The organism is Ectopseudomonas composti (assembly GCF_900115475.1).
Taxonomy (GTDB): domain Bacteria; phylum Pseudomonadota; class Gammaproteobacteria; order Pseudomonadales; family Pseudomonadaceae; genus Aquipseudomonas; species Aquipseudomonas composti.
Genome location: NZ_FOWP01000008.1, coordinates 110,027 through 132,879, shown reverse-complemented (window position 1 = coordinate 132,879; position 22,853 = coordinate 110,027). Strand labels below are relative to the sequence as shown.

Sequence of the window (22,853 nt, the reverse complement as noted above, 5' to 3'; positions counted from 1 at the left end):
CAAGGTGCGCGACTGTGCCTGGCGCGTCAAGTCAGCCATCGCCCGGCCGTGGTGTGCGGGCCAGGCAATAGACGTCGACGCGCAGCGCACCGGCGCGCCGCAGCAGGTGGGCGAGCACGCCTGCCGTGGCGCCGGTGGTGAGCACATCGTCGACCAACGCCAGGTGAGCGCCGGCGACCTGGGCTTGCAGTTCCAGGCTGAAGGCCTGGCGCAGATTGCGCTTGCGCGTCGCGGCATCCAGCCCTTGCTGGGCGGGCGTATCGACGCGGCGCTGCAGCCAGTCATGCTGCACGGGCAGGTCGAGGCTGGCGCCCAGCCAGTCGGCGAGCATCTGCGCCTGGTTGAAGCCGCGTCGCCGTTGGCGCTTGCGGGCCAACGGTACTGGCAGCAGCGCCTGGGGGCGTGGCAGGCCTTCATCGAAGGCGTGGCGCAGGTGTTCGGCCAGCAGCTCGGCGAGCAGACGGCCATGTGGCCATTGCGCCTGGTGCTTGAAGCGGGTGATCAGGTTGTCGACGGGGAAGGCATAGCGCCAGGGCGCTTCCACCCGGCTGAAACTCGGCGGCTTGTTCTGGCAGGCGCCGCAGATCATGCCGTGTGCCGGCAACGGCACCGCACAAATCTGGCAGTGCGCAGCGAGCCACGGCAGTTCGGCCTCGCAGGCGGTGCAGATGCTGTGCGTGGGGTGATCGGTGGCTTCGTCGCAAAGCTGGCAATGGTGGCGCGGGCGCCGCCAGGGGAGGCGTTGCAGGGCGGTGAGGTCGAGCGGTGGCATGGCGGCTCATCCATGAGCGGTGGTGCCTGAAGTGTAGTTCGCGTCAGCGGATGAGCCAGCCCATGACGACCAGGCCGAGAAACAGCCAGATCACCCCGCCGATGATCGAACCGCGCAGCAGCGAGCGAGCACCGCTGAACAGAAACAGCAGACCGATGATCAGCAGGATGATGCTGAATATCGAGACATCCATGCCGATGGCCCTGGCCATACCCTGGAGAAAGTCGTCAATCGCATCGGCCATGGCACCCAGCACGCCGGACAGCATGTCGACGATGAAACGGATGGCACGGCCCAGCGCTTCGCCGAGACCTTCGAAAAAACCTTCAACCTGCATGCAGAACATCCTGTGGGAGGGGTAAGCATTTGGCCTTGTGCCATGACATAAGTTCTATTGATCGATATTTGATCAAATGTAAACCTGTGTCTTTCATGTGGTTGACAGCATCCAATCGCCACTTATGATGGCCAAAGCCTGAACGCCCCGCGTGGGCCTGACAACAGATGCCACCAAGCGTCGAAGGACTTCTCAGATGAGCGCAACCGCTGAAATCACCACCCGCCACGACTGGAGCCTCGCCGAGGTTCGCGCGCTGTTCGAGCAGCCTTTCAACGATCTGCTGTTCCAGGCGCAGGGCGTCCATCGCCAGCATTTCGACCCGAACCGCGTGCAGGTCTCGACCCTGCTCTCGATCAAGACCGGCGCCTGCCCGGAAGACTGCAAGTACTGCCCGCAGTCCGGCCACTACAACACCGGCCTGGACAAGGAAAAGCTGATGGAGGTGCAGAAGGTGCTGGAGGCGGCCGCCGAGGCCAAGGCCATCGGCTCCACGCGCTTCTGCATGGGCGCGGCCTGGAAGCACCCGTCCGCCAAGGACATGCCCTATGTGCTGGAAATGGTCAAAGGCGTGAAGAAACTCGGCCTGGAAACCTGCATGACCCTCGGTCGCCTCGACCAGGAGCAGACTCAGGCGCTGGCCGAAGCGGGCCTCGACTACTACAACCACAACCTCGATACCTCGCCGGAGTTCTACGGCAACATCATCACCACCCGCACCTATGGCGAGCGCCTGCAGACCCTGGCTTACGTGCGCGAGTCCGGGATGAAGATCTGCTCCGGCGGCATCCTCGGCATGGGCGAATCGGTGGACGACCGCGCCGGGCTGCTGATCCAACTGGCCAACCTGCCTGAGCATCCGGAGAGCGTGCCGATCAACATGCTGGTCAAGGTCAAGGGCACGCCGTTGGCCGAAGAGAAGGACGTCGATCCGTTCGACTTCATCCGCACCCTGGCGGTGGCGCGGATCATGATGCCGAAATCCCATGTGCGCCTGTCCGCTGGCCGCGAGGCGATGAACGAGCAGATGCAGGCCCTGGCCTTCATGGCTGGCGCCAACTCGATCTTCTACGGCGAGAAGCTGCTGACCACGGCCAACCCGCAGGCGGACAAGGACATGGCCCTGTTCAAGCGCCTCGGCATCAAGCCCGAAGAGCGCGAAGAGCATGCCGACGAGGTGCACCAGGCAGCCATCGAGCAGGCCCTGGTCGAGCAGCGTGATTCCAAACTGTTCTACAACGCCGCTTCGGCCTGATTCCTTTTATGTGGGAGCGAGCTCTGCTCGCGAATGACCTCCTGTCCTGGTTTTTCGCTCGCGACGCTCGCTCCTACGGGAAACGTGCATGAGTTTCGATCTCTCCGCTCGCCTGACCGAACGCCAGGCCGCCGATCTGTTCCGCCAGCGCCCGCTGTTGCAGACCCCGCAGGGGCCGCAGGTGCGCGCGGATGACCAGGAGCTGTTGGCCTTCTGTTCCAACGACTATCTCGGCCTGGCCAACCACCCCGAGGTGATTCGCGCCATGCAGCAGGGCGCGGAGAAATGGGGCGTGGGTGGCGGCGCCTCGCATCTGGTGATTGGCCACAGCACCCCGCATCACGAGCTGGAGGAGGCCCTGGCCGCGTTCACCGGCAGGCCGCGTTCGCTGCTGTTCTCCACCGGCTATATGGCCAACCTGGCGGTCGTCACCGCCTTGCTCGGGCAGGGCGACAGCGTGCTGCAGGATCGCCTCAACCACGCCTCGCTACTCGATGCCGGGCTGCTCTGTGGCGCGCGCTTTTCCCGTTACCTGCACAACGATGCGGTGAGCCTGGCCAACCGCTTGCGCAAGGCGACGGGCAACTGCCTGGTGGTCACCGACGGTGTGTTCAGCATGGACGGCGACCTGGCCGACCTGCCGGCACTGTGTGCCGAAGCGCGGGCGAGCCAGGCCTGGGTGATGGTCGATGATGCTCACGGCTTCGGCCCGCTGGGCGCTAACGGTGGCGGCATTGTCGAGCATTTCGGCCTGGGCCAGGATGATGTGCAGGTGCTGGTCGGTACGCTGGGCAAGGCCTTTGGTACAGCCGGTGCCTTCGTCGCCGGCAGCGAGGAACTGATCGAGACGCTGATCCAGTTCGCCCGGCCCTACATCTATACCACCAGCCAGCCGCCCGCCGTGGCCTGTGCCACGTTGAAGAGTCTGGAGCTGCTGCGCAGCGAAAGCTGGCGTCGCGAACATCTGCAGCGACTGATCACCCGCTTTCGTCAGGGCGCCGCCGAGATCGGCCTGAGCCTGATGGACAGTCCTACTCCTATTCAGCCGATCCTGGTGGGCGACAGCACGCGTGCGCTCAAGCTGTCGGCATTGCTCAAGGATCGCGGCCTGTTGGTCGGCGCCATTCGTCCACCGACCGTGCCGGCAGGTGGTGCCCGCTTGCGCGTGACGCTGTCAGCCGCGCACAACGATGCACAGCTCGAACTGTTGCTCGAGGCGCTGGCCGAGTGCTGGCCGCAGGTACAGAACGATGCGTGAGACGTTGATCCTGCTACCGGGCTGGGGCCTGGACGGTGCCGTGCTGCAACCGCTGGCTGAGGCCCTGCGCAGTGACATGCAGGTGCAGGTACCGGCACTGCCGCGACTGAGCAGTGCGGCCGCTGCCGACTGGCTCGACGAGCTGGATACGCGCCTGCCGCATGGCTGTTGGCTGGCCGGCTGGTCACTGGGCGGCATGCTGGCCGCCGCCCTGGCTGCGCGGCGTGGCGAGCGCTGCCGTGGCCTGATCACCTTGGCCAGCAATGCTTGTTTCGTCGCCAGCGATACCTGGCCGACGGCCATGCCGGCGCAGACCTATGGCGCTTTTTATGAGGGCTGCCAGGAGAACGCCGGCGCTACCCTCAAACGCTTCGCCATGCTCTGTGCCCAGGGCAGCGCCGATGCGCGCGGCCTGTCACGACGCTTGCAAAGCAATCTGGCGGCCAGCGACGAACCTGCTCTGCTGGGCGGGCTGCGGCTGCTGGCGAGCCTGGACAATTGCGCGGCGCTGGCCGCGTTCGACGGGCCGCAATTGCACCTGCTGGCCGAGCAGGATGCGCTGGTGCCGGCAGCGGCTGGCGACGCGCTGCTGGCGCTGCTGCCGGCGGGTCAGGTGGATGTGCTGGAAGACTGTGGCCACGCCTTCGTGCGCGAACAGGCGGATGTCCTGGCGACCTTGATGCTCGATTTCATTCGCGAGGCCAGCGATGTCTGAGCTACGTGGGGCGCTTCATGCGTTCCCTGGTGCGCACGGTGCACCCTACGGTGATGCGGCGCTGCCGGACAAACGTCAGGTCGCCGCGTCGTTTTCTCGCGCGGCCGCGAGCTACGACTCGGTAGCCGAGCTGCAACGCAACGTCGGCAGCCAGCTGCTGGCGCATTTGCCTGTCTCGCTACAGCCGCGTCGCTGGCTGGACCTGGGATGCGGCACGGGCCATTTCACCCGCGCTCTGGCTCAGCGTTATGCGCAGGGCGAAGGGCTGGCAGTGGATATCGCCGAAGGCATGCTGCGCCACGCTCGCCTCCAGGGCGGTGCTGCATATTTCATCGCTGGCGATGCCGAAGCCCTGCCGCTGCAGGATGCCAGCGTGGAGCTGTTGTTCTCCAGCCTGGCACTGCAATGGTGTGCTGATTTCCCGCGCGTGCTGAGCGAAGCGCAGCGGGTGTTGCGTCCCGGTGGCGTGCTGGCGTTCTCCAGCCTGTGCGTGGGCACGTTGCAGGAACTGCGTGACAGCTGGCTGGCGGTCGACGGTCTGGTCCACGTCAATCGCTTCCGCCATTTCGAGGACTATCAACACATGTGCGCGGCCAGTGGCTTGCAGGTGCTGGCGCTCCAGCGTGAAGCGCAAGTCCTGCATTTTCCTGATCTGCGCAGCCTGACCTCTTCGCTGAAGGACCTCGGGGCGCACAACCTCAACCCGGGGCGTCCGGGTGGGCTGACCGGGCGCTCACGCATTCGTGCGCTGATAGAGGCCTACGAGCACTTTCGCCAGCCACAAGGGCTGCCGGTAACCTATCAGGTGGTGTACGGCGTGCTGCAGAAGCCTTGATATGAACGAGCCTCGCTCGCCAACACGCTTCGCGAGCAGAGCTCGCTGCTACGGGAAGATCAGATGACTCAAGCCTACTTCGTCACCGGCACGGACACCGAAATCGGCAAAACGACTATCGCCGCTGGACTGCTCCATGCAGCACGTCTACAGGGCCTGAGCACTGCGGCGGCCAAACCGGTCGCTTCCGGCTGCATGCGCACTGCCGACGGGTTGCGCAACGACGACGCGCTGGCCTTGCTCGCCCAGTGTTCGTTGCCGCTGCGCTATGAAGAGGTCAACCCGCTGGCCTTCGAGCCGGCCATTGCCCCGCACCTGGCGGCCCGCGAAGTGGCTATCAAGCTGGATGTCGCCAGCCTGCTGCAACCGGTGCGGGCGATCCTGGCCAAGGGCGCGGATTTCTCGCTGGTGGAGGGCGCAGGCGGCTGGCGCGTACCGCTGGGCGGCGAGGAAAACCTGTCGGACCTGGCCATTGCGTTGGGCATTCCGGTGATTCTGGTGGTGGGTGTACGTCTGGGGTGCATCAATCACGCACTGCTCAGTGCAGAGGCGATCGAACGTGACGGGCTGAAGCTGGCCGGCTGGGTGGCCAATATCGTCGAACCGAAGACCTCACGCCTGGAAGAGAATCTCGCCACCCTCAGTGAACGGCTGCCAGCACCCTGCCTGGGGCGTGTGCCGCACCTGGGCAAAGCGACGCCAGCAGCGGTGTCGGAGCATCTGAATCTCGAGTTGCTGGCTGACTGGTAATAAACAGCAAAACGACCATAGCCTTTTGTCTGTACGTTTTTTAGCCGATCTCTGCTTCAATACAGGTATCAAGTTTCTACTTCCCCCTGGGGGCTGCCGATGGAAATTTCCGCCAACGCATTCAATTCGGGTTTGAACGGTATTCAGGCCGGGCAACGCCGTGTCGAGCAGGCGGCCGGTGATATCGCCAGCAACACCATCAATCCTGCGCAGCAGGCTAATCAGACCCCGCCGCAGAATCAGGTCAACCCGAGTTCGCAGGTGTCCGAGCGCAACCGCCCCGACCTGACCGAAAGCCTCGTGGCGCTGCGTGTCGGTGAAAACGAAGTGCGCGCCAACGCACGTGTCGTCGACACCGCCGACGAGGTGCTGGGCACCCTGATCGATACCCGCGCTTAAGTCGTTTCACCCCGCCGCGAGGATGCGGCCAGCAGCGGGGCGGGAGGGCGCTCATGCAGATCGGCAGCAGCCTGCCACCTTTCACTCCCGCGCCGTCCGTCAGTTCGGCAAGACCGCTGTCGTCCGATGTTTCCCCTGATATCGCCCGTGCCGACCAGGCACCTGTCGCGGCGCCGCAGGAGCAGCAGGCCGATTCCGCAGCCTCTGGTCGAGAGGAAGCGGATCGCGACGCCCGCTCATCGCCCGGCGCAGGCAAGCCCGAACCAAGCCCTCAGGAGCAGCGCCAGCAGCAGCTGGAAATCGCCGACCTCGTGCAGCGTGATCGTGAAGTACGCACCCACGAACAGGCGCATGCTGCCGTTGGTGGGCAATACGCAGGGGCGCCGACCTACAGTTTCAAACGCGGCCCCGATGGGCAGCGTTATGCCGTTTCCGGTGAAGTCGGCATCGATACCGCCCCTGTCCCCAACGATCCCGAAGCGACGCTGCGCAAGATGGAGATCGTCCTGCGTGCGGCACTCGCGCCCATCGAACCTTCCCCGCAGGACTTGCGCGTAGCTGCTCTGGCCCAGGCGCAAGCGGCGCAGGCTCGTGTCGAACTGGCCGAGTTGCGGCGTGATGAGGCCACCGCTACCGACGCGGAGGGCAAGGCGGATGATACGGCTCGACCCGCCGATGAGTCGTCGGCCGAGCAGTCGCAGCAGGCTTTGCCGCCAGCGCCTAATCTTGATCTGTATCGGCGCCTGGGCGAATTGCCTGCGCCGGAGCCCCGCATCGATCTGGTCGCGTAGCCGGCCGATTGGCAGCGCTTGACAAGGGGATGGCGTAAACGTATGTTTCAAACGCCTGTTTGATTGCTTCGGCCGCAGCCACGTGGCCAGGCAGCCGGGACTCATCCCGAGAGCGACCGCCAAGACGGTCACCCCAACTACTAGGAATCCACCGCAGAGGTTTACCGTTATGCCTGACTACAAGGCCCCCTTGCGTGACATTCGTTTCGTTCGCGACGAACTGCTGGGTTATGAAGCGCACTACCAGAGCCTGCCTGGCTGCCAGGACGCCACTCCGGACATGGTCGACGCCATCCTCGAAGAAGGCGCCAAGTTCTGCGAGCAGGTTCTGGCTCCGCTGAACCGTGTGGGTGACACCGAAGGCTGCACCTGGAGCGAATCCGGCGTGAAGACGCCGACCGGCTTCAAAGAGGCTTATCAGCAGTTCGTCGAAGGCGGCTGGCCGAGCTTGGCTCATGACGTCGAGCACGGCGGCCAAGGCCTGCCGGAATCGCTCGGCCTGGCCGTCAGCGAGATGGTCGGTTCGGCCAACTGGTCCTGGGGCATGTACCCAGGCCTCTCCCACGGCGCGATGAACACCCTGAGCGCTCACGGCACCGACGATCAGAAACACACCTACCTGACCAAGCTGGTTTCCGGCGAGTGGACCGGCACCATGTGCCTGACCGAGCCGCATTGCGGCACCGACCTGGGCATGCTGCGCACCAAGGCTGAACCGCAAGCCGACGGCAGCTACAAGGTCTCCGGTACCAAGATCTTCATTTCCGCTGGTGAGCACGACATGGCCGACAACATCGTCCATATCGTTCTGGCCCGCCTGCCCGATGCCCCGGCTGGCACCAAGGGTATCTCGCTGTTTATCGTGCCGAAGTTCATGCCCAATGCCGAAGGCGGCGTAGGCGAGCGCAATGCCGTTTCCTGTGGCTCGATCGAGCACAAGATGGGCATCCACGGTAACGCCACCTGCGTGATGAACTTCGACGGTGCTACTGGCTTCCTGATCGGCCCGGCCAACAAAGGCCTGAACTGCATGTTCACCTTCATGAACACCGCTCGTCTGGGTACCGCGCTGCAAGGCCTGGCCCACGCCGAAGTCGGCTTCCAGGGTGGCATCAAGTACGCCCGTGAGCGCCTGCAGATGCGTTCGCTGACTGGCCCGAAAGCGCCGGACAAAGCCGCTGACCCGATCATCGTGCATCCGGACGTACGCCGCATGCTGCTGACCATGAAGGCGTTCGCCGAAGGCAACCGCGCCATGGTCTACTTCACCGCCAAGCAGGTGGACATCGTTCAGCACAGCCAGGACGAAGAAGAGAAGAAAGCCGCTGATGAACTGCTGGCTTTCCTGACCCCGATCGCCAAGGCCTTCATGACCGAAGTGGGCTTCGAGTCCGCTTCCCACGGCATGCAGATCTACGGTGGCCACGGCTTCATCAGCGAGTGGGGCATGGAGCAGAACCTGCGTGACTGCCGTATCTCGATGATGTACGAGGGCACCACCGGCGTTCAGGCGCTCGACCTGCTGGGCCGCAAGGTGCTGATGACTCAGGGCGGCGCTCTGAAGAACTTCACCAAGATCGTGCACAAGTTCTGCCAGGCCAACGAAGGCAACGACGCCGTCAAGGAATTCGTCGAGCCGCTGGTCAAGCTGAACAAAGAGTGGGGCGACATCACCATGAAGATCGGCATGGCCGCGATGAAAGATCGCGAGGAAGTCGGTGCCGCTTCGGTGGACTACCTGATGTACTCCGGCTACGCCTGCCTGGCTTACTTCTGGGCTGACATGGCGCGTCTGGCTGCCGAGAAGCTGGCTGCCGGTACTGGCGACGAGGCTTTCTACAAAGCCAAGCTGCAGACCGCTCGCTTCTACTTCGCGCGCATCCTGCCGCGTACCCGTACGCATGTCGAAACCATGCTGTCCGGTGCCAGCAACCTGATGGAGATGGATGAAGAGCATTTCGCGCTCGGCTTCTGAGACCCTGTTTATGATCTGCTGCGCGTCGGCCCTGCTGCGTTAAAAACAGGCTCGGACTGCTCATTTACAGCTCGTAAACTCCGCGTCCTCGCCTGTTTTTGCCTTGCATGGCTCTAGCTCGCGAGATCGTAAACAGGCTCTAAGCTATCTTTATTCGGTTGAACCGCAACGCCGCCCTCTAGGGCGGCGTTGTCGTTTTTGCGCCGTGCACTGAAGCGAATGTCGCATCCTGTCGCTGTTTTCAGGAGTCGAAGCAGGCAGAATGCCTGCATCTCTCGCACAGGATGCCAGCGTGATCCGTCCGGCCAATCTGCGCCTCAGTCACTTCTACTCGTCGTTGCCTTTGCTGGTCGGCGGGGTGGTGGCTGCACGCTTGCCGGTGCTGAGCGAGTTCTTCATCTCCCTGTTCAATGTCTTGCCGACCCTGCTGTTGCTGCTCGGTGGTGCGTTCTGTCTGGTCTATGGCCGTCAGCGGGAGGTGTTTCTGCTGCTGGCGTTGTATGTCGGCTACTTCCTACTGGATGTTCAGGTCGACCATTTTCGCGACAGCGGCCAGGTTCGCGATGACGCCGCGCTGGTCTTCCATCTGATCTGCCTGTTGCTGCCCTTGCTCTATGCCCTCTACGGCTGCTGGGAGGAGCGTTCGCATCTGCTGCAGGACATCTTTGCCCGTGCCCTGGTGTTGCTGGCCGTCAGTGCCGTAGCGTTCGGCCTGGCGCGACGCTATCCGCAGGGTATCGCCGAGTGGCTGGCGCAGATTCACTGGCCGTCGCTGCATGCTGCCTGGATGAATCTTGCGCAGCTGGTGTACCTGATGTTCCTGATCGCCTTCATTGCCCTGCTGGTGCAATACCTGCGTCGGCCACGGCCATTGCATGCCGCGCAACTGGTGGGGCTGTTCGGCTTGCTGTGGATGTTGCCGCAGGTGTTCATCCTGGCCAATGCACTGCAGGTGATGATCAGCATGGTGATGCTCATGCTGGTTGCCGCGGTGGCGCACGAGGCCTACCAGATGGCCTTTCGTGACGAGCTCACCGGGCTGCCGGGGCGGCGCGCGCTCAACGAGCGCCTGCAGCGCCTGGGGCGTGATTATGTGATCGCCATGGTCGACGTCGACCACTTCAAGAAATTCAACGACACCCACGGCCACGATGTCGGTGATCAGGTGTTGCGCCTGGTCGCCAGCCAGATGCGCAAGGTCGGTGGTGGCGGCAAGGCCTACCGCTATGGTGGTGAGGAATTCACCTTACTGTTCCCCGGCAAGAACGTGGAGCAGTGTGTGCCGCATCTGGAGGCCGTGCGCCTGGCCATCGAGCAGTACCGCATGCAGTTGCGCGACTCGCAGAGTCGGCCTCGTGATAACCGCGAAGGCAAGCAGCGCCGCGCTGGCAAGAGTGCCAGTGAGGTGTCGGTGACCGTGAGCATGGGCGTAGCTGAACGTCAGGCTGAGCAGCGCACCCCGCAGGAAGTGATCAAGGAAGCAGACAAGGCGCTCTACAGTGCCAAGGCTGCCGGGCGTAATTGCATACGCAGCGCTACACATCGACGAGGTGCCGTCAAACTGGCTCCAGGGGGCGAATGAGACCCTGGCAGACCAATGGTCGTAAGCGCTTTCCAGCCGTGCGGCAGAGGGTTTTCACATCAAATAGTTGCTGACTTTTTGTGAATCAATGGTCACAACACGACCCTATGTGTCTATAAAGTTGTTCAAGTAAACTCGGTCCTCTCACGTAAGTCCGTTTTCGAGGATGTGCCATGGCCGATTACAAAGCCCCCCTGCGCGACATGCGCTTCGTGCTCAATGAAGTATTCGAAGTCTCCAAGCTCTGGGCCGAGCTACCGGCCCTGGCCGAGGTGGTCGATGCCGATACCGCCAGTGCCATCCTGGAAGAAGCTGGCAAGGTCACTGCGGGCAGCATCGCCCCGCTGAACCGCAGCGGTGATGAAGAAGGCTGCTCCTGGGACAACGGCGCGGTGAAAACCCCGGCCGGTTTTCCCGAGGCCTACCAGACTTACGCCGAGGGTGGCTGGGTCGGTGTTGGCGGTTCGCCGGAGTTCGGCGGCATGGGCATGCCCAAGGTGATCGGCGCCCAGGTCGAGGAGATGGTCAACTCGGCCAACCTGTCCTTCGGCCTGTACCCGATGCTCACCGCCGGTGCCTGCCTGTCGATCCTCAACCACGCCAGCGAAGAGCTGAAGGCGCAGTACCTGCCGAACATGTACGCCGGCGTCTGGGCCGGTTCCATGTGCCTGACCGAGCCGCATGCCGGCACCGACCTGGGCATCATCCGCACCAAGGCCGAACCTCAGGCTGACGGCAGCTACAAGATCAGCGGCACCAAGATCTTCATCACCGGCGGCGAGCACGACCTGACCGAGAACATCATTCACCTGGTGCTGGCCAAGCTGCCGGACGCACCGGCTGGCCCGAAAGGCATCTCGCTGTTCATCGTGCCGAAAGTGATGGTCAATGCCGACGGTTCACTGGGTGAGCACAACGCGCTGGGCTGCGGCTCCATCGAGCACAAGATGGGCATCAAGGCCTCGGCCACATGCGTGATGAACTTCGACGGCGCCATCGGTTACCTGGTCGGTGAAGTGAACAAGGGCCTCAACGCCATGTTCACCATGATGAACTACGAGCGTTTGGGCGTTGGCATCCAGGGCCTGGCCCTGGGCGAGCGCAGCTACCAGAGTGCCGTCGAATATGCCCGCGAGCGTATCCAGAGCCGCGCGCCGACCGGCCCGGTGGCCAAGGACAAAGCCGCTGACCCGATCATCGTGCACCCGGACGTGCGCCGCATGCTGCTGACCATGAAAGCGCTGAACGAGGGCGGTCGCGCCTTCTCCAGCTACGTCGCCATGCAGCTCGACACCGCCAAGTACAGCGAGGACAAGGACACCGCCAAGCGTGCCGACGAACTGGTCGCCCTGCTGACGCCGGTGGCCAAGGCTTTCCTCACCGACATGGCGCTGGAAACCACCGTGCACGGCCAGCAGATCTTTGGCGGCCACGGCTTCATCCGCGAGTGGGGCCAGGAGCAGCTGGTACGCGACTGCCGCATCACCCAGATCTACGAAGGCACCAACGGCATCCAGTCGCTGGACCTGATGGGGCGCAAGATCGTCGGCAGCGGCGGCAGCTTCTACAAGCACCTGGCTGACGAGATCAACGCCTTCGTCGCTTCGGCCGATGCCAATCTCGACGAGTTCACCAAGCCGCTGGCGGCTGCCGTGCAGAACCTCGATGAGCTGACCGCCTGGGTGCTGGACCGTGCCAAGGGTAACCCCAACGAAATCGGTGCTGCTTCGGTCGAGTACCTGCATGTGTTCGGCTACACCGCCTATGCCTACATGTGGGCGTTGATGGCACGAGCCGCACTGGGCAAGGAAGGGCAGGACGAGTTCTACGCCAGCAAGCTGGGCACCGCGCGCTTCTACTTCGCTCGCCTGTTGCCGCGCATCCACTCGCTGAGTGCGTCGGTCAAGGCGGGCAGCGAATCGCTGTACCTGCTGGATGCTGCACAGTTCTGATTCAGTGTGGTGCGTACACAAGCCCCGGTCCGAGTGCCGGGGCTTGTGCATTTACAGGGTCAGAAAATCTCGTATGGGAACTCGATGATCAGGCGAACCTGATCGGAGGACACGTCGGACTTGCCATTACCGATACGGTGGGTGGCCTGACGCAGCTTGAAGGACAGATCCTTGGCCGGGCCGCTCTGCACCACATAGCCCACGGCGAGATCACGCTCCCAGTGGTCTTCGCTGTCGGCGTAGTAGGCGTAGGGGCTGCTCGGATCCATCTTGCTGCCATCGACATCGGTACCGCGAATGTAACGCGCGTGGAAGGTCAGGCCGGGCACGCCGTAGCTGGCCATGTTGAGGTCGTAGAACAGACCCCATGAGCGTTCGTTCGGGCCGTTGAAGTCGACCAGCTGCGAGGAGTTGGCCAGGTAGATGGAGTCGTGGAAGGTGCCAGGGCCCATGCCCAGGTAGTCGAACGGCTGGTCGCCATTGATGCGCTGGTGGGTAACCTTGAAGGTGTGCGCGCCGACGGTGTAGGCGGCGGCGAACGACCAGGCGGTGACGCCGATGTCGCCGGCCAGCTTGCGGCCTTCATCGTTCGAGCGATAGATGTTGAAGTCGAAGTTCAGGCTCTGATCGTCGCTCAGCGAGTAGGTGTAGTTGGTGTTGGCGTAGTACTGGCGCCAGATGTCCTTGTACTCCGAGCCATAGAGGCTGACGCTGAGATTGTCGGTGATGGCGTAATTGCCGCCGACGAAGTCCACCGTATCCGTGCTGACGCCGGCATAGGAGGCGTAGAAGTCATCGTCGCTGTTGGTGCTGTTGAAGTCCTTGGCAGCGGTCATGTGTCCGGCTTCGAGGTCCAGCCCTGTCCATTCCGAACTGGTCAGCCAGAAACCGGTAGCGGTGCCCGGCACCAGACGCGCGTCGGCCGGCGCGAAAACCGGGTTGTAGGGGCGCAGGTTGTTGCCATAACGCAGTTCGGTGTTGGACAGGCGCATCTTCACCGAGGCACCAGCAGAGCCTGCGACGTCCTGGGTGCTGTCACCCTCTGGCACCAGTACACCCGCCTGCCCGGAGTAGCCACGACCCCCATCGAGCTTGATCGCCGAATAAGCGCTCAGGTCGACACCGAAACCAACAGTACCCTGGGTGTAGCCGGACGTGTAGTCGAGACGAAAGCCCTGGCCCCATTCGCGTCGATCATCAGCGCCGCTATGGCGGTCGTGGTTCCAGTAGATGTTGCGGGTCATGAACTTCAGGTGGCTGTCTTCGATGAAGCCTTGGCTTTCGGCCTGATCGGCCAACACCAGCGGTGCCCCCGTTGCGGTGCTGATGGCCAGGGCCAGTAGTGTTTTTCTGCGAAGTGACATGGCTTGCTCTCCGTATGTTGTTAGACATCGTTGGCGGCAGAGAAAGGGGTGTCGCGTCCTCCCTTGGTCAGGCGAGATTGTTGGAAGGGCCGATGTGCTGGCCGTGAAGCAGCGAATCCCCCAGAGTTCGCATGCGGCGAACCCGGGGGAGGGTACGGAGCTGAGGGGGCAGGCAAGGGGCGAGAGCGACGGTCAGTGGTCAGATACCGACGTGATGGCGCATGGGCATCGGGTGAAGGTCGCTTTTGGCATCCGCTGAGTCAGTGCTCAGCTTTTGTAGAGCCGGCCAACGTAGAGTAGCGATGGTTGATCACTGCCAAGCTCGATGCGTCCCTGCTCGTTCTCCAGCAAAGCACCGCTGTGCGCTGCCAGCATCTGCCGACCGCCCTCTGGCAGTCGATAGTGCAGGGCTTCAGGCGCAGCATTCCACAGCAGCAAAATCTCTGCATCGTTCTCCAACGCCTGCTCGCCCTGCAGTCTCACCAGGCGCAGTTCATGGCTCCAGGCGCCGCGCCGGGTCATCAGGTTGAGGTCGGTGATCGGACCGTCCAGCAACTGGGCGCTGATCGCCTCTTCACCGCCGAACACCGCTATGGCGCCACCGCTGAGCAGCGTTTCGCGCTGTCCGTCTCCGCGTTGCAGGTACACGCCGTTTCCGGCGAGCACGGCCAGGCTGCGGTCGATGCCTGGGAAGCTGGAGAAGGCACCATCCAGCGCGACCTGCGCACTGCTGATGCGCCAGGCGAAATCGTCGAGGCTGGCGCCCTTTGGCGCGATGGCCAGTTCCAGTGTGGAGCCGCCGCCATTCTTCCAGGGCATCGCACGGATCATGGCGGGGTCGAGCAGGGTGCAGGGCATGATTGCTCCAAATGTATATACAAAATGATTGGGCGACGAACGGTCCTGTGCGCAACGCAGGTGCTGAAGCCTCTGGATAGGAGCTTATAGCCCTCTATTCAGCGCACTTTGACTGAATGGTGCAGGCCTGTGGCCAGACTTTCAGGTGCATGGCGCTGGCTTGACGCCGAATCGATCCACTCATATTGTATATACAAAATAAGCGGGGAGAATCCCATGCCGATGCATTCCACCTCGAAACAGCTCTGGCGCGATGTGCAGGTCTTCGATGGCCTGGCGCAACTGGACGAGGCAATGACCGTGCTGGTCGAAGATGGCCGCATTGCCGGTCTGTGGCCGTCGCGCAGTTTCGCTGAGGCACAGGCTCAGGGCGCAGTGGAAGCTGGGCGTGGCGGCGTGATGACGCCAGGCCTGGTCGACTGCCACACCCACCTGGTCTATGCCGGTGACCGCGCCGCTGAATTCGAGCAGCGCCTGGAGGGCGTCAGCTACGAGGAGATCGCCCGCGCCGGTGGCGGCATCCTCAGCAGTGTGCGCGCCACCCGCGCAGCCAGCGAGGATGAGCTGATCGCCGCCAGCCTGCCGCGCCTCGATGCGTTGCTGGCCGATGGCGTGACCACGGTGGAGATCAAGTCCGGCTATGGCCTGACCGTTGCCGGCGAACTGAAGATGCTGCGCGTGGCCCGTCGCCTCGGCGAACTGCGTCCGGTGCGGGTACTCACCACGCTGCTCGGTGCCCATGCCCTGCCGCCGGAATATGCCGGCCGCGCCGACGACTACGTGAGCCTGGTCTGCGACGAGATGATTCCGGCCGCTGCTCGTGAAGGGCTGGCCGATGCGGTGGACGTGTTCTGCGAGGGCATCGGTTTTTCCCCGGCGCAGTGCGAGCGCATCTACCAGGCAGCCCAGGCCCATGGTCTGGCGATCAAGGCCCATGCCGAGCAGCTGTCCAACCTCGGCGGCAGTGCCCTGGCCGCGCGTTACGGCGCGCTGTCCGCCGACCATATTGAATACCTGGATGAAGCCGGTGTGCGCGCCATGTCTGAGGCGGGCACCGTGGCCGTGTTGCTGCCTGGCGCGTTCCACGTACTGCGCGAAACCCAGCTGCCGCCCATCGAGCTGTTGCGCCAGTACGGTGTGCCGATGGCCGTGGCCAGCGACGCCAACCCCGGCACCTCGCCGATCTGCATGCCGACGCTGATGGCCAACCTGGCCTGCACCCTGTTCCGCCTCACTCCGCGCGAAGCCCTGGCTGGCATGACCGCCCATGGCGCCCGCGCGCTCGGGCTGCCCGAGTTGGGCCGCATTGCCGTCGGTGCGCCGGCGGATCTGTGCCTGTGGGATATCCAGCAACCGGCCGAACTGGCCTACGCGGTGCAGGCCGGGCGCCTGCGTCAGCGCGTGTTCAATGGAGCCATTACCTATGCTCGCTGATCGTCACTCGATGGCCGCCTGGAGCGGTCGTACCGACCCGGAAACCGACAGCGCGCGTTGGCACCAGCGCATCCGTTCACTCACTGAAGACAGCCAGCCGGGCTTGGCCCTGCTCGGTTTCGCCTGCGATGAGGGCGTGCGCCGCAACCATGGCCGCGTCGGCGCCGCCGCTGCGCCGCAAAGCGTGCGCAAGGCGCTGGCCAACCTGGCCTGGCACCGTCAGGCACCGGCCTACGATGCCGGTGATGTCACCTGCGAGGATGGCGACCTGGAAGCGGCGCAGGCCCGCCTCGGTCGCAACGTCTGCGCGCTGCTGGATGCCGGCCATCTGCCGCTGGTGATCGGCGGCGGTCATGAAGTGGCCTTCGGTAGCTGGTCCGGGCTGGCCGAGCATCTCTCCGGCAATCCCACGCCACGGATTGGCATCGTCAACTTCGATGCCCATTTTGATCTGCGCGACCCGGCCCATGTGCATTCTTCCGGCACGCCCTTCGCGCAGATCGCCGAGCAGTGCGCTGCACGCGGCTGGCCGTTCCGCTACGCCTGCCTTGGCGTCAGCCGCGCCAGCAACACGCGCGCACTGTTCGCCCGCGCCGCCGAGCTGAACGTGCTGGTGCGCGAGGATCATGAGATTCGCGAGTCGACCCTCGATGCCATCGGCGCCGAGCTGGACGCCTTCGCCGCCGAGTGCGACGCGCTCTACCTGACCATCGATATCGACGTGCTGCCGGCCTGCGAAGCACCGGGCGTCAGCGCGCCGGCCGCCCGTGGCGTGCGCCTGGAATTGCTCGAACCGCTGCTCGAACGGCTCAAGGCCAGCGGCAAGCTGCGCCTGGCCGACCTGGCCGAGCTCAACCCCGAGCACGACATCGACAACCGCACCGCCAAGGTGGCAGCGCGGCTGATCCATCTGCTCAGCCTCTGAGCCCGACACCTTCTCGCACAACAACAATTACGAGGAAACCCCGATGTTCACCACCGTTCGCCGCAGCGGCCAGGAGCCGCGTCATGTCTGAGTCCCTGCCGCTGAGCGCCGGCGTGTCGCGCCCGCGCGCCCTGGCGCGTTTGCTGGGTTACAGCCTGATCGGCCTGCTGCTGTTCTTCGTGCCGTTCGAGATCGCCGGGCGCTCGACCATCCTCCTCGATCACGCTGCCAGCGCCCTGCAACTGCATGCGCGGCCACTGGTGATCGGCGTGGCGCTGCTGTTCATGCTCTATGGCGCGCTGGCGCCCTGGCTCGACGGCAGCTGGCGGCGCAGCCTGACCCATAGCGTATTCAGCGTGCTCAAGGTGTTCGGCCTGCTGATCGGCGCCGCCTACCTGCTGCAGCTCGGCCCACAGGCGCTGTATCAGCCGGACATGCTGCCGTTCCTGTTCGAGAAGCTGGTGCTCAGCCTGGCGCTGATCGTGCCGCTGGGTTCGCTGGCCCTGGTGTTCCTGATTGGCTTCGGCCTGCTGGAGCTGATCGGCGTGCTGATGCAGCCGGTAATGCGGCCGATCTGGCGCACGCCGGGCAAATCGGCCATCGACGCCGTGGCGTCCTTCGTCGGCAGCTACTCGGTGGGCCTGTTGATCACCGACCGCATGTACCAGCAGGGCCATTACAGCGTGCGCGAGGCGGCGATCATCGCCACTGGCTTCTCCACTGTGTCGGCGCCGTTCATGGTGATCATCGCCAAGACCCTGGGCCTGATGGGGCAGTGGAACCTGTATTTCTGGGGCGCCATGGCGGTGACCTTCGCCGTCACCGCGATCAGCGCGCGCATCTATCCGCTGTCACGGCTGCCGTCCGAGTCCACGCCTGAGGCGCAACTGCAACCCGGCGAAAGCCGCCTGGGCAGTGCCTGGCGCGCCGGGATGGAGCAGGCCAGCAATGCGCCGTCGCTGTGGTCGGCACTGCGTGAAACCTTCGTCGATGGCCTGCGTATGACCGCAGCGATCCTGCCGAGCATTCTCGCCGTCGGCCTGCTCGGCTTACTCGCTGCCAAGTACACGCCGCTGTTCGACGCCCTCGGCGTGTTGCTCTACCCGCTGACCTGGCTGTTCGGTCTGGACGAGCCCATGCAGGTAGCCCGCGCCATCTCCGCCGGCCTGGCCGAGATGTTCCTGCCGGCGATGCTGCTCAAGGACGCCGACGTGCTGGTGAAGTTCGTCACCGCCATCGTCTCGGTCAGCAGCGTGCTGTTTCTCTCGGCCTCGATTCCCTGCGTGCTGGCCACGCGGATTCCGCTGAGCCTGGGCCACCTGCTGCTGATCTGGCTGCAGCGCACCCTGCTCAGCCTGCTGTTCGCCATTCCCCTGGCTTACCTCGCCCAATTTCTGGGTTGGCTCTGACCGCCCACCACTGACCCGTTCCCACAGGAGCCCGCAACATGACCAAGTTCCGCGACACCGAAATCCGCGCCCCGCGCGGCACCACGCTCACCGCCAAGAGCTGGCTGACCGAAGCGCCGCTGCGCATGCTGATGAACAACCTCGACCCGGACGTGGCCGAGAACCCCAAGGAGCTGGTGGTGTATGGCGGCATCGGCCGCGCCGCGCGCAACTGGGAGTGCTACGACAAGATCGTCGAGAGCCTGACCAATCTGAATGACGACGAGACCCTGCTGGTGCAGTCCGGCAAGCCGGTCGGCGTGTTCAAGACCCACAGCAACGCCCCGCGCGTGCTGATCGCCAACTCCAACCTGGTGCCGCATTGGGCGAGCTGGGAACACTTCAACGAGCTGGATGCCAAGGGCCTGGCCATGTACGGCCAGATGACCGCCGGCAGCTGGATCTACATCGGCAGCCAGGGCATCGTCCAGGGCACCTATGAAACCTTCGTCGAAGCCGGTCGCCAGCACTACGCCGGCAACCTCAAGGGCCGTTGGGTGCTGACCGCAGGCCTGGGTGGCATGGGCGGCGCCCAGCCGCTGGCCGCCACCCTGGCCGGCGCCTGCTCGCTGAACATCGAATGCCAGCAGAGCAGCATCGACTTCCGCCTGCGCAGCCGTTACGTCGACGAGCAGGCCACCGATCTGGACGACGCCCTAGCGCGCATCGCCAAATACTGCGCCGAAGGCAAGGCCATCTCCGTCGCCCTGCTGGGCAACGCTGCCGAGATCCTGCCGGAATTGGTACGTCGTGGCGTGCGCCCGGATATGGTCACCGACCAGACCAGCGCCCACGATCCGCTCAACGGCTACCTGCCGATCGGCTGGAGCTGGGCCGAATACAAGGATCGTGCAGCCACCGACCCGGCTGGCGTGGTCAAGGCTGCCAAGCAGTCCATGGCTGTGCATGTACAGGCCATGCTCGACTTCCAGAAGATGGGCGTGCCGACCTTCGACTACGGCAACAACATCCGCCAGATGGCCAAGGAAGAAGGCGTGAGCAATGCCTTCGACTTCCCCGGTTTCGTCCCGGCCTATATCCGTCCGCTGTTCTGCCGTGGCATCGGCCCGTTCCGCTGGGCGGCGCTGTCCGGCAACCCCGAAGACATTTACAAGACCGACGCCAAGGTCAAGGAGCTGATCCCGGACGACGCCCACCTGCACCGCTGGCTGGACATGGCCCGCGAGCGCATCGCCTTCCAGGGCCTGCCGGCGCGTATCTGCTGGGTCGGCCTGGGCCAGCGCGCCAAGCTCGGCCTGGCCTTCAATGAGATGGTGCGTTCGGGTGAGCTGAGTGCGCCCATCGTCATCGGCCGCGACCACCTTGACAGCGGCTCGGTATCCAGCCCCAACCGCGAAACCGAGGCCATGCAGGACGGCTCCGACGCTGTGTCCGACTGGCCGCTGCTCAACGCCCTGCTCAACACCGCCAGCGGTGCGACCTGGGTGTCGCTGCACCACGGCGGCGGTGTGGGCATGGGCTTCTCCCAGCATTCGGGTATGGTCATCGTATGTGATGGCACCGACGAAGCTGCCGCGCGCATTGCCCGCGTGCTGACCAACGACCCGGGCACCGGCGTGATGCGTCATGCCGATGCCGGTTACCAGATCGCCATCGATTGCGCCAAGGAGCAGGGCCTGAACCTGCCGATGATCGGTTAAGGCAAGTTCGACGCCGGCCCGCTGGGCCGGCGCATCAATCACTGCAAGCATCGCGACTTCAGCCATTATTCGGCTCTGATTCGCCAGGCGCGAACTCAACCGTGGAAGAACAGAACATGAACACCCTGAACCTGAAACCCGGCCAACTAACCCTGGCCGACCTGCGCGCCGCCTACCAGGCGCCCGTGCACCTGACCCTAGACGCCAGTGCCCATCAGGCCATCGACGCCAGTGTCGCTTGCGTCAATCAGATCATCGCCGAGGGCCGCACCGCCTACGGCATCAACACCGGTTTCGGCCTGCTGGCCTCGACCCGCATCGCCAACGACGATCTGGAAAAGCTGCAGCGTTCGCTGGTGCTGTCCCATGCCGCCGGCATCGGCGAGCCGCTGAGCGATGCCATGGTGCGGCTGATCATGTTGCTGAAGATCAACAGCCTGGCGCGTGGCTTTTCCGGCATCCGCCGCCAGGTGATCGACGCGCTGATCGCCCTGGTCAATGCCGAGGTCTATCCACATATCCCGCTGAAAGGCTCGGTCGGTGCCTCCGGTGACCTGGCGCCGCTGGCGCATATGTCGCTGGTGCTGCTCGGCGAAAGCCAGGCGCGCCACAAGGGCCAGTGGCTGCCGGCCACCGAGGCGCTGGCCATCGCCGGCCTGGAGCCGATGACCCTGGCCGCCAAGGAGGGCCTTGCGCTGCTCAACGGCACTCAGGTATCCACCGCCTACGCACTGCGCGGTTTGTTCGAAGGTGAAGACCTGTACGCCGCCGCCAGCGTCTGCGGTGCGCTCAGCGTCGAGGCACTGCTCGGTTCGCGCTCACCGTTCGATTCGCGCATTCATGCCGCTCGTGGCCAGCGTGGGCAGATCGACGCGGCGGCTGCCTTCCGCCATCTGCTCGGCGACAGCAGTGAAATCGGCCGTTCCCACGCCGCCTGCGACAAGGTGCAGGACCCGTACTCGCTGCGCTGCCAGCCGCAAGTCATGGGCGCCTGCCTTACCCAGCTGCGCCAGGCCGCCGAAGTGCTGGCTGTGGAAGCCAACGCGGTATCCGACAACCCGCTGGTGTTCGCCGCCGAAGGCGAGGTGATTTCCGGTGGCAACTTCCACGCAGAACCCGTGGCCATGGCTGCCGACAATATCGCCCTGGCCATCGCTGAAATCGGCGCGCTGTCCGAGCGGCGCATCTCGCTGATGATGGACAAGCACATGTCGCAACTGCCGCCGTTCCTGGTGGCCAATGGCGGGGTCAACTCCGGCTTCATGATCGCCCAGGTCACTGCCGCGGCATTGGCCAGCGAGAACAAGGCCCTGGCCCATCCGCACAGCGTCGACAGCCTGCCGACTTCGGCCAACCAGGAAGACCACGTGTCCATGGCCCCGGCTGCCGGCAAGCGTCTGTGGGACATGGCCGCCAACACCCGTGGCGTGCTTGCTGTGGAATGGCTGGGTGCCTGCCAGGGGCTGGACTTCCGTGAAGGCCTGCAGAGTACGCCGGCGCTGGAGCAGGCGCGCCAGGTGTTGCGCGCCAAGGTGCCGTACTACGTCGAGGACCGCTTCTTCGCCCCGGACATCGCCGCCGCCGATGCACTGCTCGCCGAGCGCGTGCTGACACCGTTGCTGCTGGCCGGCATGCTGCCTTCGGTCGGCTGAATCGCGCCGCGCGGAGGCAATCCGGGTCTTGGCATCAAGCCCTCAGATTGCAGCCGGGCTACGGCGCTGGGAGCGGAGCGGCTCGCTCCGCTATCATCCGCGCACCGGGCATATCCAAGGAGCAGCCGTGACCAGTCCCACCCCGCGTTACAAGGCCATCGAGGATTTTCTCCTCGAGCGCATTCACGGCGGCGCCTATCCGGTCAATCACCAGATTCCACCCGAGGAGCAGTTGGCGCGCGATTTCGGCGTCAGCCGCATGACCGCCAACAAGGCGATCCAGAACCTTGTGCAAAAGGGTTATCTGGTGCGCCAGGCCGGGCTTGGCACCTTCGTCACCGACCGCAAGGCCGAGTCGCCGCTGCACGAGGTGATGAACATCGCCAGCGAAGTGCGTGGCCGCGGTCATGCCTACAGCAACGCAGTGGTGCGCTGCGAAGCCATCGCCGCCGATGACGAAGTGGCCCTGCGTCTGGGGCTGCGCCTGGGCGGCGAGGTGTTTCACAGCATCCTCGTGCACCTGCAGGACGGTCTGCCGATCCAGCTCGAGGATCGCTTTGTCAACCCGCGCTGGGTGCCGCATTACCTGCAAAGCGACTTCACCCAGGTCACGCCCAACGAAGTGTTGGTCGCCAGTTGCCCGATCTCGGATGTCGAGCATGTGGTGGAGGCGGTACTGGTGGACGCGCGCACGGCCGAGCTGCTGCAGATCGACCCGGCCATGCCGTGCCTGAGCGTGATCCGCCGCACCTGGTCGGACGATCACCTGATCAGCTATGCACGGCTGATCCATCCCGGTGACCGCTACAAGCTGCGCTCGCTGCACAAACGCAGAGCGTAGGCTGTCCACAAAACGTAGGAGCCGGCTTGCCGGCGATCCGCAGTGGTTT

General features: G+C 64.3%; 20 protein-coding genes. 16 read left to right on the top strand and 4 right to left on the bottom strand.

Going from position 1 to position 22,853, the window contains the following annotated elements:
* Window positions 1–31 precede the first annotated feature (31 nt).
* Both BM059_RS15950 and BM059_RS15945 read right to left on the bottom strand, forming a co-directional pair.
* A complete protein-coding gene (locus BM059_RS15950) occupies window positions 32–772 on the bottom strand; it encodes a ComF family protein (RefSeq protein WP_074939929.1) in 741 nt (246 codons plus the stop codon).
* 43 nt (window positions 773–815) lie between these two features.
* The gene (locus BM059_RS15945) at window positions 816–1,109 is read right to left on the bottom strand and encodes a hypothetical protein (RefSeq protein WP_074939927.1); all 294 of its coding nucleotides are present in this window, start codon (window positions 1,107–1,109) and stop codon (window positions 816–818) included.
* A gap of 196 nt (window positions 1,110–1,305) precedes the next feature.
* Between BM059_RS15945 and bioB the strand changes: the two genes are divergently transcribed.
* From bioB to BM059_RS15895, 10 genes are all read left to right on the top strand, one after another.
* Window positions 1,306–2,364: a biotin synthase BioB gene (gene bioB / locus BM059_RS15940; RefSeq protein WP_074939924.1), complete on the top strand. Its 1,059-nt coding sequence runs from the start codon at window positions 1,306–1,308 to the stop codon at window positions 2,362–2,364.
* Window positions 2,365–2,452: 88 nt separating this feature from the next.
* Window positions 2,453–3,622, top strand: a complete 1,170-nt coding sequence (gene bioF, locus BM059_RS15935) for an 8-amino-7-oxononanoate synthase (protein WP_074939922.1) — start codon at window positions 2,453–2,455, stop codon at window positions 3,620–3,622.
* Window positions 3,615–4,337 (top strand): alpha/beta fold hydrolase, encoded by a 723-nt coding sequence (locus BM059_RS15930; protein WP_074939920.1) that lies wholly within the window; start codon window positions 3,615–3,617, stop codon window positions 4,335–4,337. Before bioF ends, BM059_RS15930 begins: the two co-directional genes overlap by 8 nt.
* Entirely contained in the window at window positions 4,330–5,172 is an 843-nt protein-coding gene (gene bioC / locus BM059_RS15925) for a malonyl-ACP O-methyltransferase BioC (protein WP_074939918.1), read from the top strand. The genes BM059_RS15930 and bioC overlap by 8 nt, the downstream gene beginning before the upstream one ends.
* 63 nt (window positions 5,173–5,235) lie before the next feature.
* The gene (gene bioD / locus BM059_RS15920; RefSeq protein ID WP_074939915.1) at window positions 5,236–5,922 is read left to right on the top strand and encodes a dethiobiotin synthase; all 687 of its coding nucleotides are present in this window, start codon (window positions 5,236–5,238) and stop codon (window positions 5,920–5,922) included.
* Between the two features lie 99 nt (window positions 5,923–6,021).
* On the top strand, window positions 6,022–6,321 hold the full coding sequence (locus BM059_RS15915; protein ID WP_037003002.1) for a hypothetical protein: 300 nt from the start codon (window positions 6,022–6,024) through the stop codon (window positions 6,319–6,321).
* A 53-nt stretch (window positions 6,322–6,374) separates the two neighbouring features.
* Window positions 6,375–7,112, top strand: coding sequence for a putative metalloprotease CJM1_0395 family protein (locus BM059_RS15910; protein WP_074939913.1), 738 nt, complete (start codon window positions 6,375–6,377; stop codon window positions 7,110–7,112).
* A 169-nt stretch (window positions 7,113–7,281) separates the two neighbouring features.
* Complete coding sequence (locus tag BM059_RS15905; RefSeq protein ID WP_074939911.1) at window positions 7,282–9,087, top strand: phenylacyl-CoA dehydrogenase; 1,806 nt, start codon at window positions 7,282–7,284, stop codon at window positions 9,085–9,087.
* A gap of 262 nt (window positions 9,088–9,349) precedes the next feature.
* Window positions 9,350–10,669, top strand: a complete 1,320-nt coding sequence (locus BM059_RS15900; RefSeq protein ID WP_220131918.1) for a GGDEF domain-containing protein — start codon at window positions 9,350–9,352, stop codon at window positions 10,667–10,669.
* A gap of 173 nt (window positions 10,670–10,842) precedes the next feature.
* Entirely contained in the window at window positions 10,843–12,621 is a 1,779-nt protein-coding gene (locus tag BM059_RS15895; protein ID WP_074939909.1) for an acyl-CoA dehydrogenase C-terminal domain-containing protein, read from the top strand.
* A gap of 59 nt (window positions 12,622–12,680) precedes the next feature.
* On the opposite strand, the gene BM059_RS15890 is transcribed toward BM059_RS15895, so the two are convergent.
* Window positions 12,681–13,985, bottom strand: a complete 1,305-nt coding sequence (locus BM059_RS15890) for an OprD family porin (RefSeq protein ID WP_074939906.1) — start codon at window positions 13,983–13,985, stop codon at window positions 12,681–12,683.
* Between the two features lie 267 nt (window positions 13,986–14,252).
* Window positions 14,253–14,843, bottom strand: coding sequence for a HutD/Ves family protein (locus tag BM059_RS15885; RefSeq protein ID WP_074939903.1), 591 nt, complete (start codon window positions 14,841–14,843; stop codon window positions 14,253–14,255).
* Between the two features lie 216 nt (window positions 14,844–15,059).
* On the opposite strand from BM059_RS15885, the gene hutI reads away from it, so the two are divergent.
* The 6 genes from hutI (at window position 15,060) to hutC (ending at window position 22,804) form a co-directional block, all read left to right on the top strand.
* Window positions 15,060–16,277: an imidazolonepropionase gene (gene hutI, locus BM059_RS15880; protein WP_074939900.1), complete on the top strand. Its 1,218-nt coding sequence runs from the start codon at window positions 15,060–15,062 to the stop codon at window positions 16,275–16,277.
* Window positions 16,267–17,202, top strand: a complete 936-nt coding sequence (gene hutG / locus BM059_RS15875; RefSeq protein WP_037003535.1) for a formimidoylglutamase — start codon at window positions 16,267–16,269, stop codon at window positions 17,200–17,202. Before hutI ends, hutG begins: the two co-directional genes overlap by 11 nt.
* 83 nt (window positions 17,203–17,285) lie before the next feature.
* Complete coding sequence (locus BM059_RS15870) at window positions 17,286–18,611, top strand: YjiH family protein (protein ID WP_037003534.1); 1,326 nt, start codon at window positions 17,286–17,288, stop codon at window positions 18,609–18,611.
* A gap of 38 nt (window positions 18,612–18,649) precedes the next feature.
* Window positions 18,650–20,311 carry a urocanate hydratase gene (hutU, locus tag BM059_RS15865; protein ID WP_074939898.1) on the top strand — a complete coding sequence of 554 codons (1,662 nt, stop codon included), beginning with the start codon at window positions 18,650–18,652 and terminating at the stop codon, window positions 20,309–20,311.
* Between the two features lie 116 nt (window positions 20,312–20,427).
* On the top strand, window positions 20,428–21,963 hold the full coding sequence (hutH, locus tag BM059_RS15860; protein ID WP_074939895.1) for a histidine ammonia-lyase: 1,536 nt from the start codon (window positions 20,428–20,430) through the stop codon (window positions 21,961–21,963).
* 127 nt (window positions 21,964–22,090) lie between these two features.
* Window positions 22,091–22,804 carry a histidine utilization repressor gene (gene hutC, locus BM059_RS15855; RefSeq protein WP_037003527.1) on the top strand — a complete coding sequence of 238 codons (714 nt, stop codon included), beginning with the start codon at window positions 22,091–22,093 and terminating at the stop codon, window positions 22,802–22,804.
* The last annotated feature ends 49 nt before the right edge of the window (window positions 22,805–22,853 follow it).

Bases quoted from the DNA above. Each gene is read 5' to 3' on its own strand.
- bioF (WP_074939922.1), top strand. From the start codon at position 2,453: ATGAGTTTCGATCTCTCCGCTCGCCTGACCGAACGCCAGGCCGCCGAT.
- BM059_RS15885 (WP_074939903.1), bottom strand. From the start codon at position 14,843: ATGCCCTGCACCCTGCTCGACCCCGCCATGATCCGTGCGATGCCCTGG.
- bioB (WP_074939924.1), top strand. From the start codon at position 1,306: ATGAGCGCAACCGCTGAAATCACCACCCGCCACGACTGGAGCCTCGCC.
- hutU (WP_074939898.1), top strand. From the start codon at position 18,650: ATGACCAAGTTCCGCGACACCGAAATCCGCGCCCCGCGCGGCACCACG.
- BM059_RS15870 (WP_037003534.1), top strand. From the start codon at position 17,286: ATGTCTGAGTCCCTGCCGCTGAGCGCCGGCGTGTCGCGCCCGCGCGCC.
- hutG (WP_037003535.1), top strand. From the start codon at position 16,267: ATGCTCGCTGATCGTCACTCGATGGCCGCCTGGAGCGGTCGTACCGAC.
- BM059_RS15930 (WP_074939920.1), top strand. From the start codon at position 3,615: ATGCGTGAGACGTTGATCCTGCTACCGGGCTGGGGCCTGGACGGTGCC.
- BM059_RS15900 (WP_220131918.1), top strand. From the start codon at position 9,350: ATGCCTGCATCTCTCGCACAGGATGCCAGCGTGATCCGTCCGGCCAAT.
- bioC (WP_074939918.1), top strand. From the start codon at position 4,330: ATGTCTGAGCTACGTGGGGCGCTTCATGCGTTCCCTGGTGCGCACGGT.
- hutH (WP_074939895.1), top strand. From the start codon at position 20,428: ATGAACACCCTGAACCTGAAACCCGGCCAACTAACCCTGGCCGACCTG.
- BM059_RS15895 (WP_074939909.1), top strand. From the start codon at position 10,843: ATGGCCGATTACAAAGCCCCCCTGCGCGACATGCGCTTCGTGCTCAAT.
- BM059_RS15945 (WP_074939927.1), bottom strand. From the start codon at position 1,109: ATGCAGGTTGAAGGTTTTTTCGAAGGTCTCGGCGAAGCGCTGGGCCGT.
- BM059_RS15910 (WP_074939913.1), top strand. From the start codon at position 6,375: ATGCAGATCGGCAGCAGCCTGCCACCTTTCACTCCCGCGCCGTCCGTC.
- BM059_RS15890 (WP_074939906.1), bottom strand. From the start codon at position 13,985: ATGTCACTTCGCAGAAAAACACTACTGGCCCTGGCCATCAGCACCGCA.
- BM059_RS15950 (WP_074939929.1), bottom strand. From the start codon at position 772: ATGCCACCGCTCGACCTCACCGCCCTGCAACGCCTCCCCTGGCGGCGC.
- BM059_RS15915 (WP_037003002.1), top strand. From the start codon at position 6,022: ATGGAAATTTCCGCCAACGCATTCAATTCGGGTTTGAACGGTATTCAG.
- bioD (WP_074939915.1), top strand. From the start codon at position 5,236: ATGACTCAAGCCTACTTCGTCACCGGCACGGACACCGAAATCGGCAAA.
- BM059_RS15905 (WP_074939911.1), top strand. From the start codon at position 7,282: ATGCCTGACTACAAGGCCCCCTTGCGTGACATTCGTTTCGTTCGCGAC.
- hutI (WP_074939900.1), top strand. From the start codon at position 15,060: ATGCCGATGCATTCCACCTCGAAACAGCTCTGGCGCGATGTGCAGGTC.